This is a genomic window from Pseudomonas sp. D1-1 (assembly GCF_051132225.1).
Classification (GTDB): Bacteria; Pseudomonadota; Gammaproteobacteria; order Pseudomonadales; family Pseudomonadaceae; genus Aquipseudomonas.
This window is the reverse complement of record NZ_CP071676.1, coordinates 2,435,128-2,448,416: the sequence shown is the minus strand read 5'-3', so window position 1 is coordinate 2,448,416 and position 13,289 is coordinate 2,435,128. Positions and strand designations below refer to the sequence as shown.

General features: G+C 57.6%; 17 protein-coding genes and 1 pseudogene. 7 read left to right on the top strand and 11 right to left on the bottom strand.

From position 1 onward, the window contains the following. Positions 1-12 precede the first annotated feature (12 nt). A complete protein-coding gene (locus J3P86_RS11255) occupies positions 13-279 on the top strand; it encodes a PepSY domain-containing protein (RefSeq protein ID WP_048722823.1) in 267 nt (88 codons plus the stop codon). Beyond that, positions 279-824, top strand: a complete 546-nt coding sequence (locus J3P86_RS11250) for a cytochrome b/b6 domain-containing protein (protein ID WP_434624355.1) — start codon at positions 279-281, stop codon at positions 822-824. Before J3P86_RS11255 ends, J3P86_RS11250 begins: the two co-directional genes overlap by 1 nt. Before the next feature lie 104 nt (positions 825-928). Here the strand turns inward: J3P86_RS11250 and J3P86_RS11245 are convergent, their stop codons facing one another. From J3P86_RS11245 to J3P86_RS11225, 5 genes are all read right to left on the bottom strand, one after another. Next, positions 929-1,228: a hypothetical protein gene (locus J3P86_RS11245; RefSeq protein WP_434700253.1), complete on the bottom strand. Its 300-nt coding sequence runs from the start codon at positions 1,226-1,228 to the stop codon at positions 929-931. Between the two features lie 114 nt (positions 1,229-1,342). Further along, positions 1,343-1,762: a group I truncated hemoglobin gene (locus J3P86_RS11240; RefSeq protein ID WP_434624359.1), complete on the bottom strand. Its 420-nt coding sequence runs from the start codon at positions 1,760-1,762 to the stop codon at positions 1,343-1,345. Further along, positions 1,762-2,625 (bottom strand): DUF3034 family protein, encoded by an 864-nt coding sequence (locus J3P86_RS11235; RefSeq protein ID WP_434568847.1) that lies wholly within the window; start codon positions 2,623-2,625, stop codon positions 1,762-1,764. Before J3P86_RS11235 ends, J3P86_RS11240 begins: the two co-directional genes overlap by 1 nt. Before the next feature lie 5 nt (positions 2,626-2,630). Beyond that, complete coding sequence (locus tag J3P86_RS11230; protein ID WP_434700252.1) at positions 2,631-4,988, bottom strand: putative bifunctional diguanylate cyclase/phosphodiesterase; 2,358 nt, start codon at positions 4,986-4,988, stop codon at positions 2,631-2,633. After that, positions 4,972-5,655 (bottom strand): methylamine utilization protein, encoded by a 684-nt coding sequence (locus tag J3P86_RS11225; protein WP_434624363.1) that lies wholly within the window; start codon positions 5,653-5,655, stop codon positions 4,972-4,974. Before J3P86_RS11225 ends, J3P86_RS11230 begins: the two co-directional genes overlap by 17 nt. A 279-nt stretch (positions 5,656-5,934) precedes the next feature. Here J3P86_RS11225 and J3P86_RS11220 point away from each other — a divergent pair, with 279 nt between their 5' ends. The 3 genes from J3P86_RS11220 to J3P86_RS11210 all read left to right on the top strand — a co-directional run bounded on the left by J3P86_RS11220 (position 5,935) and on the right by J3P86_RS11210 (position 7,862). Beyond that, positions 5,935-6,477, top strand: coding sequence for a DUF3455 domain-containing protein (locus tag J3P86_RS11220; RefSeq protein ID WP_434700251.1), 543 nt, complete (start codon positions 5,935-5,937; stop codon positions 6,475-6,477). Between the two features lie 111 nt (positions 6,478-6,588). Continuing rightward, positions 6,589-7,143: a sigma-70 family RNA polymerase sigma factor gene (locus tag J3P86_RS11215; protein ID WP_434604327.1), complete on the top strand. Its 555-nt coding sequence runs from the start codon at positions 6,589-6,591 to the stop codon at positions 7,141-7,143. Further along, positions 7,140-7,862: an anti-sigma factor gene (locus J3P86_RS11210; protein ID WP_434700248.1), complete on the top strand. Its 723-nt coding sequence runs from the start codon at positions 7,140-7,142 to the stop codon at positions 7,860-7,862. Before J3P86_RS11215 ends, J3P86_RS11210 begins: the two co-directional genes overlap by 4 nt. Positions 7,863-7,947: 85 nt before the next feature. Here J3P86_RS11210 and J3P86_RS11205 read toward each other — a convergent pair whose 3' ends face one another. From J3P86_RS11205 to J3P86_RS11190, 4 genes are all read right to left on the bottom strand, one after another. Then, entirely contained in the window at positions 7,948-8,310 is a 363-nt protein-coding gene (locus J3P86_RS11205) for a response regulator (protein ID WP_434700247.1), read from the bottom strand. A 26-nt stretch (positions 8,311-8,336) separates the two neighbouring features. Next, positions 8,337-9,779: an ATPase domain-containing protein gene (locus J3P86_RS11200; RefSeq protein WP_434658208.1), complete on the bottom strand. Its 1,443-nt coding sequence runs from the start codon at positions 9,777-9,779 to the stop codon at positions 8,337-8,339. Positions 9,780-9,972: 193 nt separating this feature from the next. Further along, a complete protein-coding gene (locus J3P86_RS11195) occupies positions 9,973-10,818 on the bottom strand; it encodes a hypothetical protein (RefSeq protein WP_434700245.1) in 846 nt (281 codons plus the stop codon). A gap of 86 nt (positions 10,819-10,904) precedes the next feature. After that, on the bottom strand, positions 10,905-11,273 hold the full coding sequence (locus J3P86_RS11190; protein ID WP_434700243.1) for a hypothetical protein: 369 nt from the start codon (positions 11,271-11,273) through the stop codon (positions 10,905-10,907). Positions 11,274-11,617: 344 nt separating this feature from the next. Here J3P86_RS11190 and J3P86_RS11185 point away from each other — a divergent pair, with 344 nt between their 5' ends. Together J3P86_RS11185 and J3P86_RS11180 are read left to right on the top strand one after the other, a co-directional pair. Further along, the gene (locus J3P86_RS11185) at positions 11,618-12,145 is read left to right on the top strand and encodes a MarR family winged helix-turn-helix transcriptional regulator (protein WP_434700241.1); all 528 of its coding nucleotides are present in this window, start codon (positions 11,618-11,620) and stop codon (positions 12,143-12,145) included. 70 nt (positions 12,146-12,215) lie between these two features. Beyond that, positions 12,216-12,302 (top strand): annotated as a pseudogene (locus J3P86_RS11180) (IS66 family transposase); the annotation flags it as partial. A 29-nt stretch (positions 12,303-12,331) separates the two neighbouring features. Here the strand turns inward: J3P86_RS11180 and J3P86_RS11175 are convergent. Further along, positions 12,332-12,484: an aldo/keto reductase gene (locus tag J3P86_RS11175; RefSeq protein ID WP_434700239.1), complete on the bottom strand. Its 153-nt coding sequence runs from the start codon at positions 12,482-12,484 to the stop codon at positions 12,332-12,334. A gap of 160 nt (positions 12,485-12,644) precedes the next feature. After that, entirely contained in the window at positions 12,645-13,241 is a 597-nt protein-coding gene (locus J3P86_RS11170; protein ID WP_434624377.1) for a flavodoxin family protein, read from the bottom strand. Positions 13,242-13,289: the final 48 nt, after the last annotated feature.

Genomic DNA, 13,289 nt, shown 5'->3' with positions numbered 1-13,289 from the left:
GAGAGCTTTTCCATGCGCAAAATTCTCCTGTTGTCCCTGATTATCGCCAGCCCCCTGGCTGTCGCCGGTCCGCAATGCACCACCGCGGAGCGTTCGCAATGGCAAGACGAAAAAGCCTTCCAGGACAAGCTCAAGGCCGAAGGCTACGAGATCAGCAAGTTCAAGGTGACCGATGGCAACTGCTACGAGATCTACGGCTTCGACAAGGACAAGCGCAAGGTCGAAATCTACCATGACCCGGTCACCGGCAAAGCCGTGAAGACCGAGATCAAAGGCTGATGCCAGGCGAATCCTTACGCCTGTGGGACCCGTTGGTGAGACTGTTTCATCTGTCTATCGCCGGGGTCTTTGTCGCCAACTACTTCTTCAACGAAGCAGGCGACGACTGGCACGTCTGGCTGGGCTATTACGCCATGGCCTGGCTGCTGGTACGAACGGTTTGGGGATTCGTCGGACCACGTAGCGCACGGTGGGCGGACTTCTGGCCCACGCCAGAACGTCTGGGTGCTCACGTGCGCTCGTTGCTCAACGGTCGGCCACAACACCGCCTGGGCCATTCGCCGCTTGGCGCGCTGGTGATGTTGTCGATGTTGCTGGCATTGCTGACTATCGGCATCAGCGGCTTCCTGATGCAGGAAGTCGATGCCCTCTGGGGCGCCGATTGGCCGCTGCAACTGCACGAAACCGCCGCCAACACGCTGCTCGGTCTGGTGTGTGTGCATGTGCTGGCAGCCGTTATTGAAAGTATCCAGGTCCGCGACAACTTGCCGTTATCCATGCTCACCGGTCGCAGGAAGCGCCTGCCCGACGAACGTGCGCAGTAAATTTAATGACGCTTCGGTGCCAGCCATCCTGGTTAGCGCGCCGTAATCAACAGATCCTCATTTGACGTACTGAGGCCCTCATGACTGGCCGACCTGCAGGGTGACTATTGATGGGTGTCCGCTTCCTCGGCCGGATAAAACTCGCCCTCCTTCCCCATCTTGTTCAGCCGTTCGCGCGCGATCAGCTCAACGCTGGCCACCGCGGCCTGATCGTCAGGGTCGACCAACTGCAAGCACAGGCGCTGGACATTCTGATCATGGGTGCCCTCGCTGAGCATTTCGTGGGTGAACACCTGGGCACCACGCCATAGGCATAGCTGGGTATGAGTTCCACCGAGCCATATCTCGTTGAATGGTCCAAGGTCGGTGGTAGCCAGCTGATCCACGGTGATTGTCTTATCCATTGCGCTGTACCTTGCCAAGGAGTAGATACAGGTAGACTTACAGGCGCAGCGGGTCGTTCCCAGCGTCTGACGAAAGCCCAAGACAGGTCTGGCTTAAAACACGGATTGAACCCCTTACTTCTCGATGATCTCGCCGCGCATCGGTGCCAGCCGTGCGATCAACCGATTTTGCACCGGCACCGGAACACGCTGTTCATCCATTGCAGCGATCAGGTCTTCAACCAAGGCATTAAAGTCACTGCGGCTGATGTTCTGCCCCTTGTGACTCTCGGCCATGCTGTCACCGGTGTAGGTGCAGGGGCCGCCGGTTTCCAGGCAAAATTGCTCGATCAATTTGTCGCGCAGCCGCTCGATATCAATCTTGCGAAAGCGCTCTACGATACGTTCATCACGCGCGATGTTCAGCAGCATGCCCTCGACGATCCGGGTGATCCCGGCCTGTGCGCCGAGGTCTTGATAGAGCGAGTCGTCCCTGGGCAAGGATTGTGCGCAGGCGCTCAACAGCCCGATCAGCACCAGCAGGACAATGCGCATCAAAAACTCCCCTGCACCGAAAGATATGTGCCGTTCTGGCGGTCGAGCGTCGCGATTTCGCCCAGCCGCGCGTAGGCCAGCACCACCGACAGATGTTTATTGGGAAAGTAACCGACGAACAGATCAGCCCAGTCACTTTCCCCGGCAAAGGACAGATTGTCCGGTTTCTGCCGATACTCGACGCCCAGTGCCCAGCGCGGATTGAGCAGCACCGCCAGGGAGCCCTCCTTCAGCACGCTACGAGTATCGCGACGGTCACCGCCGAACCCGAGCAACCCCAGCTCATTGGCACGGCTGTAGCGCAGGCTGCCATTGAGCAGCAGGTTGTAGCCAAACGCCCCGCCCATGAATAACCGACTGGCAGCCAGATAGCCTTCGGTGTCGCTGTCCCGCCTGGCGCCGACCAGGCTCGGGATCAGGAAGTTGTTCTGGTGTTTGTACTCCAGACCAAGGGAAACCTGCGGCAAATCGTCGTAGATCACGTCACCGAACAAACGCACCTTCATGGCAAAGATGTCCTGGCCGAGGTTATCGTCGGGCAGGTTCAGCTTGTTCACCAGCGAACCCAGGTCGAAACGCTGCCGGGCAAAAGACAGCTCGACCCGGTTGTCGTAGGCCACGGCCAGCCCGGCGACATCCAGCCGATAATCCGGCAGATTGACCGAGGTCGCGAACGCAGTCGCCCCCCATTCGTTTTTTTCGCCGTAACCGGCCAGCACTGCCCACGGCGTGATCCCGCCGCCGGCGGCACCCTCCAGGCTGCTGGCGCCACCGGTCGCGATCAAACGCCCGCCGTCGGCAGAAACAACCTGAAGGGCGAGTCCTGTGCAACAGGCGATCGATAGCCACAAACGTGAACTCATGATGTTCAATGAACCAGCGAAGAATGAAGATTCAAAGGCAACGCCACCCAGGCCTCGAACGCCGCGGCGGTCAGCGGTCGGCTGATCAGGTAGCCCTGCGCGGTATCGCAATGCCAACGCTCGAGTAATCTCAGGCTGTGTTCATATTCAACGCCTTCGGCAACTACCTTGAGCCCCAGGTTATGACTCATTTCGATGGTCGAGCGGACAATTACCGCATCTTCGCTGGTGTCATGCAGGTCTCGGACGAACGACTGGTCGATTTTCAACTCTTGCACCGGCAGTCGCTTGAGGTGCGCCAAGGACGAATAGCCGGTACCGAAGTCATCCACCGACAGACTGATGCCGCAATCGCGCAACAAATGGAGGTTCTTCAAGGCCCGCTCGGGCTCGCGCATGACAGCGCTCTCGGTGACTTCAAACACCAGCTGCTCGGCTGGCAGCCGATGCGTGCGCAGCAACACCACGACCCGACCAGGCAGATCGTCGCTGATCAGGTCTTCGGCGGATATATTCAATGACAGTTGCAAGCGTAACCCTCGCCCATTCCACTCCGAGAGCTGGCGCATGCCCTCGTTGATCACCCAGTGGGTCAGCGCCTGAATGCTTCCGGTCCGTTCTGCCAAGGGAATGAATTCGGCTGGAGAGATCGGGCCCAGTTGCGGATGCTGCCAGCGCAACAGGCCTTCAGCCTGGCGGACATGACTCTTCAGAATGTCCATCTTGGGCTGGTAATGCAGGAGCAGCTCACCGTTGTTCGCCGCGTGGCGCAAGTCTCGAATCAGGGCGATCTGGCGGCGGTGGGCCAAATCACGCCCGTGCTGATAAATCTGTAGATGACCTGGCATCTGCGCCGCGTCTTTCATGGCGATGGAGGCGCGTTCCAGCAGGGTCTGCGCGCTTTGCCCATCCGCCGGGTAGGCCGCTATTCCAAGCCTGCAGTCCAGGGCCAGGTCGTGGCCGTTGATGTGCTGGGGCTTGAGCAATACTTGCTGCAACCGGTCCGCCAAGGCGACCGCCGCATCGCTGTCCATCCCATCGAGCAGAACCAGGAACTCCTCGGCGATCAGATGCGCCACGGTGTCGCCAGGGTGCAACAGGGCTTGGGTTTGCTGGCCGGTCTGACGGAGCAGCCGGTCGACCGTTTCGGGGTCGACCGTTTCGTTGATGGCCCGCAGGTTATGGATGCCCATGCAGATCAGGGCAATCGGCCGGTTGGCGGCAATTGCACTGCCCAGGCGCTCCATGGCCAATGCGCGGTTGGGCAAGCCAGTGACGGGGTCATGGAGGGCGTTGTGGGCCAGCTGCTGCTCCCGCTCGGCGATGCCGCTTTGCATCGAATTGACGGCTTTGGCCAACACCCCGAGTTCATCCTCCCGCTCCAATACCACGGGGGTCTGGTAATCGCCTTGACCGATGCGCTCCGCCGCCAGGGCCAGTGACTTGACCGGACGCGACACACCTCGTGCCAATAGCAAAGCGCCGACCAACGAGGCGATCAGTGCGACCAGGGTAATCGCCAGGATTTTTTCGTCCAGCGGAGCAAACGCTTGCATGGCCACGTCCAGCGGACTCTGCAAGAGTGCTATTACTTGCCCATCGTATTCGTTCGAACCGTCAGCCAGCAGCAGAAACTGACTGAGGAAATTGCGATCCAGGTGCTCCGTCAGTACCGCGCTGTTGCGGTTGGACGAGTTGAGCATCAAGCTGGAGACAGGCCCGCGCAGAACGTCTGGTTGCGTGCTGACAAGCTCACCAGGCCGTTGGTGATCAACGGCAAGAAACGAAACCTCAAGGTTGGTGAGTGAGCGCAACTCACTGGCAAAGGCCTTGTCCATGCTGAAACCCATCACCACCCTGGCAACAGGCAGAGGTGCGAGTACGGGCGTTTCCACCAACAGATGCGGTTTACCCTGCAACGGTACGATTACCATGGCCTGGCGCGCACGTTGTGCCAGGCGCAGCGCGCCATCGTACTGGAACAATGAACCTTCCGGCATGTTGTCGAGGGTACTGGCGAGCACCTCGCCGTCCATGCTCAGCAGAATCATGTCGCTGGCATTGATGCGCTTGCCATGGTTGACCAGCACTGAACGGATGGTTGCAGCATCCCGGCTGGCCACCGCTTCGCGAAAGCCGAAGTCGGCCGCCAATAACTGCACGCCATCGGCCAAGCGTCGGCCCTGCACTTCCAGCAGCCGCTCGAAGACGCGCGTACCGACGTCCAACTGCGCCTCGGACTGGCTACGCACCGCAGAACGGGTCGCTGCATTGACGCTGAAATACAACACGCCGATCACCCCCAGCGACAACAGGATCATCACCGCTGCGACTTGCGCCTGGAAACTATTGCGCAGTTTCACGAGCCGCTCGCTTGAATGTATCGCCGAAGGCACTCGAAGCCGGAGCGGTTGCGGGCTGCTCAGGTAAAGGCTCCAGCGTCAGGGTGTAGTTCTGCTTGAGGCCGGTCGCAGGAAGTTTCACAGAACCGGCATCGATCGGTTGCATCCCCTTGAGCCGGGGATGCCAAAGCGTCACGCGGTACTCGCCGACTGGCAAATCGTTCAGCACCACATTGCCTTGGGCATCGCTGACGGCAAAACGCGGATCGTCGGTGACAAAGACGTAGCCGAGCATCCGGTCATGGATGTTGCAGCCCAATACCACCACGCCGGGCTTATCGAACAGCACCGGCTCGGAGGGGGTGCCCTCGTACAAGCGCAACTCAAAGCGCTTCGCCGGCGAAAACGAGTAGACCTGATGGCGGATGTTGTCGCTGTTGGGGAATTTGATCGGGGTGCCGGTGTGCACCGCCAGCACATGAGGCGCAAATTGCTGGTTGCGCTGATCCATATTGGCGGCGGGAGGCGCCAACGGCGCACCGATCGGGCCTTGCAGCGTGACCACCGCGTCGGGCAGCCGCTGGCCCGTGCCTTCGTGCATCGCCACATCAAGCTTGGCCACCCCCGCCCACCCGACGGGGCACGCGAACAGTAACAGCAGTGCAAAAAGCGGGTTATTCCTGGACATGCCCATTCCATTGAAAACGAGGGTGAATCGTCCTGGTGACGAGACTCCTGATGGCGGCATCGGCAGTCACGCACTGATCGCCCATTTACCTAGGTATCGACCGCGTAGCAAAAACCTGAACAGGCAGGCCCGACATGACCGACTGCCGGCCTTGCGAGCCCCGCTGAAACGGCCGTTGATATTTTTATTCAGCCAAGTGCATCCAGTCCGCGTTCCAGAGGGTAGTACATGTAGCGGCCATGAACCGCTGCACTGATCAAATCCTCAGGAGAAGCTTGTATGAACGCTAAACGATTGTTCTGCATTATCGGTACTGCATTGACTGCCAGTTGCCTGTTCGTCGCGATGCCTGCTGCTTACGCGCAAGCAGGCTTGCCTGAAAGCATCAAGGTCCCGGCCGGGCATAAGGTCGCGCTCGAAACTGCAGGAGTCGGAGAAATCACTTATGAATGCCGTGACAAGGCCAATGCCGCAGGGCAGACAGAATGGTTTTTCATCGGCCCGAAAGCGCTGCTGAACGATCGAAGCGGCAAGGCTATCGGCACTTATTTCGGCCCACCTGCAACATGGCAAGCCAACGACGGTTCCAAAATCACCGGAACCCAATTGGCGGTCGCATCGGTCAGCCCCAAAGACCTCCCCTTGCAGCTGGTCAAGGCCAACCCCGCCGAAGGGAAAGGCGCAATGAGCGGGGTCAGTTACATCCAGCGGCTGGCCGTGAAGGGTGGCGTAGCGCCGATGGCCGAATGCTCCAGCGCCAACAAAGGCAAGCGTGAGGTAGTGAAGTATCAAGCCGACTATATATTCTGGGCTGCCCAATAGATCACGCTCGACGGCCAGTGGTCAGGGCAAAGTCGGCTACTCTTCTCCAATGAATACCCCCTTGCCTCCGGGCTTGGGGTCATGTTGCTGCCAATGGCTGGAAACCTGTCCTTGCCCGAACCTTACTTCGACTATGAAGCCCACCTTGCGGCATGCGCCCAAGGCGACCAACAGGCGTTGCGCGCCTTATACGATCAGGAAAGCGCACGCGTGATGGGCGTTGCTCAGCGAATCGTGCGCCATAAGGCGTTGGCGGAAGACATCCTCCATGACGTCTTCATCAAGATATGGACTCGCGCCGCCAGTTTCGACCCGACCAGAGGCTCGGCCCGTGGCTGGATATTCAGCATAACCCGACACCTGGCCCTCAATGTAGTGCGCGACAACGCCAGGCAAATTCAGCTCGACGAGCACAGTGAAATGGCCTCGGACGCTTTGGCGTCCGTTGACGCGCCGAACAGCGACACGTTTGAGTACCTGACTCGTTCAGGTCGTATCTATACCTGCCTTGAACGATTGGAGCCGGCCCGGCGCAACTGCATACTTCATGCGTACGTGGACGGTTATTCACATTCCGAAATATCGAAAAAAGTGGGCGCACCGCTGGGAACCGTAAAGGCGTGGATCAAACGTAGTCTGGTGGCGTTGCGGGAGTGCATGGGATGACGACGAGCGCAGAGGATGATCTTCCCGAAAGCATCGAAGAACTGGCGAGCGAATATGTGTTGGGGATATTGCCGGCCGATCAGCGCAAGCAGGTTCGACAGCGTCTCGCGCACGAACCCGCCTTGCGCGACGCGGTCGATGCCTGGGAGCAGCGCCTGGCTGCCTTGACTGAGCAGGCAGAACCGCAAACACCTGGGCCCCTTGTCTGGAGGCGTATCCAGAACAGCCTGGACAGTCATGGCCAGCGAGCGCCGAATGCCCCACGGTCGAGATCATTGTGGGATTTTCTTCCGTTATGGCGCGGGCTCGCCGGGGCAGGCATCATTGCAACCCTGCTGCTCGGAACGTTGCTCCTGACGCGCACGACCGCGGTCAGCCCAACCACTTACCTGGTGGTGCTGGTAGCGCCGCAAAACCAGGCACCTGGATGGGTCATTCAAGCGACCGACTCCAAGCAAATTCAACTTATACCGCTGGCGGTGGCACAGGTCCCCAGCGATAAAGCATTGCAATTCTGGACCAAGGCGGATGACTGGAAAGCGCCGGTATCCCTGGGTTTGGTCCGGCCTGGACAAACGCTGTCGGTCCCGCTCGATAAGTTACCGCCGTTGGAGCCCCATCAACTTTTTGAACTGACTCTTGAAAGTGTCAATGGCTCGCCGACCGGAAAACCCACAGGGCCGGTGCAGTTCATCGGCCGGGCCGTGAAAGTCCTCTAGCACCCTCCTCAAAAAATCATGCAGCCCACGCTGGGCATCGGTGGGCACTCGATAGACTCGCTCTCGTGACGCCTACCGGAACGAACTACTGCGCAGACAAGAGCTTTTTCACTTCTGCGATGATGGCGCCTATCTCGAATGGCTTTGGCAGGACTGCATCAAACAGATCCGATCTCTGCATACCTATGTGCGCCTGAGCACCGCTCATGAGGATGATTGGCAAACGATTGATGGACGGAAGTGCTCGCACAGCCGTGGCGAACTCCAAGCCGTCCATGACGGGCATCATGAAGTCGGTAACAATCAACGCTGGACGCTCCCTTTCGAGAACTTCGAGTCCCTTTCGACCATTGCTGGCTTTTACGACCATGAAGCCTTCATCCTCCAGCGCGAAGCTGAGGATGTCAGCGATCAGATACTCGTCGTCGACGACCAGGATGGTGGTCATGTTAATTTTTCAACCTGTCCAAAGACTTATGAAATCGAACCAGGCAAGGACTCAGTGGCAACTGAAGGTTCATTCCTCAAAGCCTTTTTCAGGAAAACATCTTGATCACGAATCACCACCTCGAATCGCGAGGGGTCATAGGAGCTATCTCGTACCTTAAGAATGGAAAGCGTCCTGCTTAGTTCAGCGCGACTCTCAAAGAAACGCATCAGCATCAGGTTGTCGACGATGCTCGACAGGTCGGAGTTCGGTGAGCTGACCTCGGAACCGAACAGGTCGCGCATTTCCCAGGATGCAAATACCGTAACGCCTCTGGAGCGCAGCTCATTCATGAGCGCACTGTAGAAATCGGTAATCCGTCCCGGATTTGTCGAAACGCGTGTCATCCCGCTCAGACTGTCGATGAACAGGCGTTTGATACCCTTTTCCTTGACGATGCTCAGCAGTCTTGAGCCGAGTCCATCCAGCAGCCCTTCGGTGGTTGGCTGCCAGACAATGCTCAACGCCCCGCTTTCCTCCATGGCTTCGATATCGATGCCCAGTGAGGATCCTTTCAGGCGCAGCCGCTGTGGACTTTCATAGAACCCAAAATGCAAGCCTGGGGCATCAGGTGTGGACTTGGCCAGGAATTTGAGACCCAGCGTGGTCTTGCCGATCCCGGAGGGCCCCATGACCAGAGACACACTGGAGCTGTGTAGCCCTCCGCCCAATATATCGTCGAGTGAATCAATCCCACTGGCGATACGCGTCATGTCCGCACTGTCGGACGAGGAAGGACGGCTGTACAGGCTCTCGAGACGCGGATAGACAACCAGGCCGTCATCAGTGATTTCACATTCGTGAAGACCGGTCAGTGCGCTGCTGCCTCGCGTCTTGCGTAGTTGTATACGTCGTACGGAACGAGTGCCGAACAGCTCCTCTCCCATTTCGATCACACCATCAACCATCGTGTGCTCTGGGCTACCGTCGTCAAGCCGTGAACTGGTGAGGAACAGTACGGTACATCCGGCAAACGCTGCGTGGCCTTGCAACTCCAGGATGAATTTCTTGGTGTCGATAGGCGAATCGGCTTTGGAGCGCGCATTGAGCAAACCGTCGACGACCATGACCGTAGCCTTCTGCCGACTGATCTCACGCCGAAGCAGTTTTACTACTTCATCGAGACCTTCATTTTCCAACGTATCGAATGCGCTGACGAACTGGATTTCAGCGCCCACTTTGGATGAGTCGAAAAAGCTCAGGGTAGAGAGAAACTGAAAGAGACGGTCATGCGACTCGGCCAGCAGTGTGGCGACTAAAACACGGCCTCCATTACGCACGTGATGGAATCCAAGCTGATTGGCGAGGATCGTCTTGCCGGAACCTGGACGACCTTGAATTATGTATGAAGCACCCGCGACCAGCCCTCCGTTAAGCAGAGCGTCGAGCCCTTCGATTCCGCTTTGAAGGCGTTTTAGCTTTTCCACAATGTGACCCTGATCTAAAAAAAACAGGCTTTTAAGCCGGATGAATGAAATGCTAACGCCAATTCGAATTCGAGGCCATTCAGGTTCAATAGAAAGTAGACGTGGGAGATCGTTCGCTTTGGGTCGTAAGTAATCATTTGAAATGTCCGATCCCTGGACACCAAGGAAAACTGAAGTGAGCGACAAGGAAAGGCTGCTAAACGATATCTCCGTCATCCTGGGCAGTCGGACGCGCAGGTGCTGAGGAAGATGCCTGGACCTGCGTACCCGCGAGCGGCTGCATCGGTATGCTCTGACCCTGAGCGGCCTGGCTTTGAGGGGTGACCGCGGAGCGTTGCCTCAGGGCCCCAACGCTTTTATTCCAGGCTGACTGGGAGGTGGTGCCAATGGCGCTGGCAACGCTAGTGACTCCATCCCCTACCGCTTGAGCTGCATTTTTTGTGTGGTTGGTCGCTGACACAGCTGTCTCTTTGGCAAATCTGGCGCCGGTGAGCGATGTCTTGAGCGCAAGCTCACCGCCCTTGACCGCCACCCTGCCCGCTGCATCTGCGCCCCCTTCTACCGCTTTTGGTACATGGGCATCGACCACAGCGGTGGCTTTTTTCGGCACTGATCCACCTAGCGAGGCGCCAGCTGCCCAGAGCCCGAAAGCCAGGGTACCCAATACGTTTTTTACACCCTCCGAGGCTGCGGTAGCCGCCATTTTTCCCAGCTCCGTGGACTTCGCCAGGTTGGCTGTGGCGGTTGTAGCCGCGCCCATTGCAGAAAAACCGCCAATCAGCAGACCATTTCCTACGACACTGACCGGGTCTACTATCTCCTTCAAGGCATCGCCGCTGATGACCGCATTCAGCGCCGTCGCCGCGCCTTCACCCAGCCGCGCGGAGACCATCTTGACCAGGGCAGTGGCATCGAGATCCTTTAAAGTCTCGAAGTCATCCAGCCATTCGGTATCTTGATCAATAGGCTTATAACCAGGCTTGAAGCCCGCGATCGTCTTGTTACCGGCGGCATCCGCCATACCGGCATACAAGCATGACATAGCGTTCTCTATAGCCGCTTGGCGTACCGTATTGGCATGCTGGCCCGCTACCTGAAGGATCGACGGTTTGAAATTACCGGCCTCGGTCAGCGCCGCAAAGGGCGTCCCCCCATCCCTGACTTTATGGACGCAAACACTCTGTCGGCCCTGGCTGCGTTTTTTTCCGCCTTCTCCATGTCATGGACGGTATAACCCCCGGCCTCCAGCCGTTGGGCACGGTCATCGCGAATGGCGTTCAGCTCCGCGTTGCGGGCGCTTGAAGCAGGGGCAGCGGGTTGATCGGAGTCAGCTTGTGTTTCAACGTGAGCCTCGAAATGGTTATGAAGCCGCGTGCGCATTGCTACCCCGATATCGCCGAGGACCGGAGAGTGAGAGGCCCGCAGTGTTGTTTCCTGCTGTATCTCATCAGGTGGACGGTTCAGCTCGCGGCTTGCACCTACATTAATCGTATCCATGGCTTTGTCCTATTGGCATCGGCAGATAGATGAATGCGAATGACCCCGGTATGAGCGGCGGCATCCTCACACCTGAGTGGCCGTGCCGGAAGAAGCGTTCCAAGGATGTAATAAATTTGAAAAACCGACGGCCACAACTGAAAGGCTGACCGTTCTATTTTTTTCATCGTAGAAGGCGATTCGAAGGCCAGGCCGGTCCTTGGAAACAAGAATGTCGATGCGATAGCTAAAAGTCGCTGAGCAATGGAGCTACTGATAAGAAAGAACCCATGGCTTTCCCCCAAGACGGGCCCTTCTCATCTGAAAATCTTGCATTCCATGCGCGATGCACACATATTTAGCCCATGAAAGATATGAAACTCGAAAACATAGTTGGGGCGCTGTCGCTGGCGATTTCTGACTCTATCCACCAAGGCACTCAAGACCAAGCTCCGGAAGTTGGTCCGGCAGCTGCGGCTATTGCCTTGCTCGGTCACGAGCCAGGCATGTCCATAGAGCGCTTGAGGCGAGCCTTGGGGTTGTCTCATCCTGGAGCTGTGCGCCTGGTTGATAGGCTTGTCACCCAGGGTGTAGTGGAACGTAGACAAGCAGACGCTGATCGGCGTGCCGTTGCGCTCCACCTTACTACCGCAGGAAATGCGAACTGTGCTGCCGTGCTAGCGGTCCGCCAGGAACGTATAGCTCGTGTATTGGAAGTGCTTGATCCGGATGAGCGCGAACTTCTCGGACGGATAACCGAAAAGCTACTCAACGGCCTGGTGAATGATCTCGATCAAGGCTATTCAGTGTGTAGACTGTGCGACCCTGCGTCTTGCACGAATTGTCCAGTCGCAGATGCGTTGAATGAAAATCCCTGCACTGGCCATCTCTGAAAGGTATGCGTCTGGTCAAGGCATCTGATCTGATCGATACCAATATTGGGGCGATCGAAGCCGAGCTTCAGGCTGTGTGGCCCATGCGCGGCGCAAGTTCTTCGAGTTGCACGCTGCCAACAAGAGCACGCTCGCCGAGCAGGCCTTGCGCTATATCCAAACAATTGGGCTGAAAACCAAAGCAGATCATGGGCTCTTGGGCGCAAGAAATGGCATACGCTCCGACTGACCGAAAGAATAAATATCGGCGGTGTCCATGAAGTTGATTCCTTGCGCCAGAGCGTGGGCGATCAAACTGTTGGCTTCGCCCTGTTCAACCGCGCCGATTGCAGACCACATACCCGGTTGGCATTACCACCGAGCGTCATCGTGCCCAGGCACAGCTCGGATACATACAGGCCCGTACGGCCAAGTCGCTTGTATTTCATGACTTCTCCTTCGAGATCGATGGATGAAAATGAGCACAGCAGCGGGCCAGTATCGTCGACGCGAGTGGACATCAGACAGACTGAGATTTACCGGCTCGGAACTGTCCGGCAATCAATGCGACGCGCGCGCCATACAGACGCGCGGTCTCCAGATCTCCCGATGACATCTCGTCAGGAGAGGCATCCGCCGGCGTCTGCGCCATAGGCGCGATATAAGAACCCATGCGGTTCAAATCGTCGCGTTTCGACGCCTTGACGTTCGCTGGTTTGATGTCCAGACCAACCCAGATCCCGGCGTGCTGCCCAGAGAGCAGGAAGAAATACTCAAGAGTATTGAGCTTGTCGCCGTTGATGCTCGCGCTATTGGTGAAGCCGCCAAAGATCTTGTTTTGCCATGCGCCTTCGAACCAGGGCTTGGAAGAGGCGTCCGCGAATTTCTTGAACTGCCAGCTAGGGCCGCCCATGTAGGTAGGCGAACCGAAGACAATTGCGTCTGCGTCTGCGAGTGTTTGCCAGGCATCCTCGGGAATATTGCCCTCGGGGTCGATTGCAACCAATACAGAGTCGGTGCCAGCGCCTTCAGCGACGGCAGCTGCCATTCGTACGGTGTGGCCATAGCCTGAGTGATAAATGATGACCGTTCGGATTGGCGTGGAAGTTGAGTTCATGAGTGCTCCCTTACAAGTTCTGGAGTTGTGGACAACCTGAGAGTTACT

Bases quoted from the DNA above. Each gene is read 5' to 3' on its own strand.
- J3P86_RS11255 (WP_048722823.1), top strand. From the start codon at position 13: ATGCGCAAAATTCTCCTGTTGTCCCTGATTATCGCCAGCCCCCTGGCT.
- J3P86_RS11250 (WP_434624355.1), top strand. From the start codon at position 279: ATGCCAGGCGAATCCTTACGCCTGTGGGACCCGTTGGTGAGACTGTTT.
- J3P86_RS11245 (WP_434700253.1), bottom strand. From the start codon at position 1,228: ATGGATAAGACAATCACCGTGGATCAGCTGGCTACCACCGACCTTGGA.
- J3P86_RS11240 (WP_434624359.1), bottom strand. From the start codon at position 1,762: ATGCGCATTGTCCTGCTGGTGCTGATCGGGCTGTTGAGCGCCTGCGCA.
- J3P86_RS11235 (WP_434568847.1), bottom strand. From the start codon at position 2,625: ATGAGTTCACGTTTGTGGCTATCGATCGCCTGTTGCACAGGACTCGCC.
- J3P86_RS11225 (WP_434624363.1), bottom strand. From the start codon at position 5,655: ATGTCCAGGAATAACCCGCTTTTTGCACTGCTGTTACTGTTCGCGTGC.
- J3P86_RS11220 (WP_434700251.1), top strand. From the start codon at position 5,935: ATGAACGCTAAACGATTGTTCTGCATTATCGGTACTGCATTGACTGCC.
- J3P86_RS11210 (WP_434700248.1), top strand. From the start codon at position 7,140: ATGACGACGAGCGCAGAGGATGATCTTCCCGAAAGCATCGAAGAACTG.
- J3P86_RS11205 (WP_434700247.1), bottom strand. From the start codon at position 8,310: ATGACCACCATCCTGGTCGTCGACGACGAGTATCTGATCGCTGACATC.
- J3P86_RS11195 (WP_434700245.1), bottom strand. From the start codon at position 10,818: ATGTCATGCTTGTATGCCGGTATGGCGGATGCCGCCGGTAACAAGACG.
- J3P86_RS11190 (WP_434700243.1), bottom strand. From the start codon at position 11,273: ATGGATACGATTAATGTAGGTGCAAGCCGCGAGCTGAACCGTCCACCT.
- J3P86_RS11185 (WP_434700241.1), top strand. From the start codon at position 11,618: ATGAAAGATATGAAACTCGAAAACATAGTTGGGGCGCTGTCGCTGGCG.
- J3P86_RS11175 (WP_434700239.1), bottom strand. From the start codon at position 12,484: ATGTGGTCTGCAATCGGCGCGGTTGAACAGGGCGAAGCCAACAGTTTG.
- J3P86_RS11170 (WP_434624377.1), bottom strand. From the start codon at position 13,241: ATGAACTCAACTTCCACGCCAATCCGAACGGTCATCATTTATCACTCA.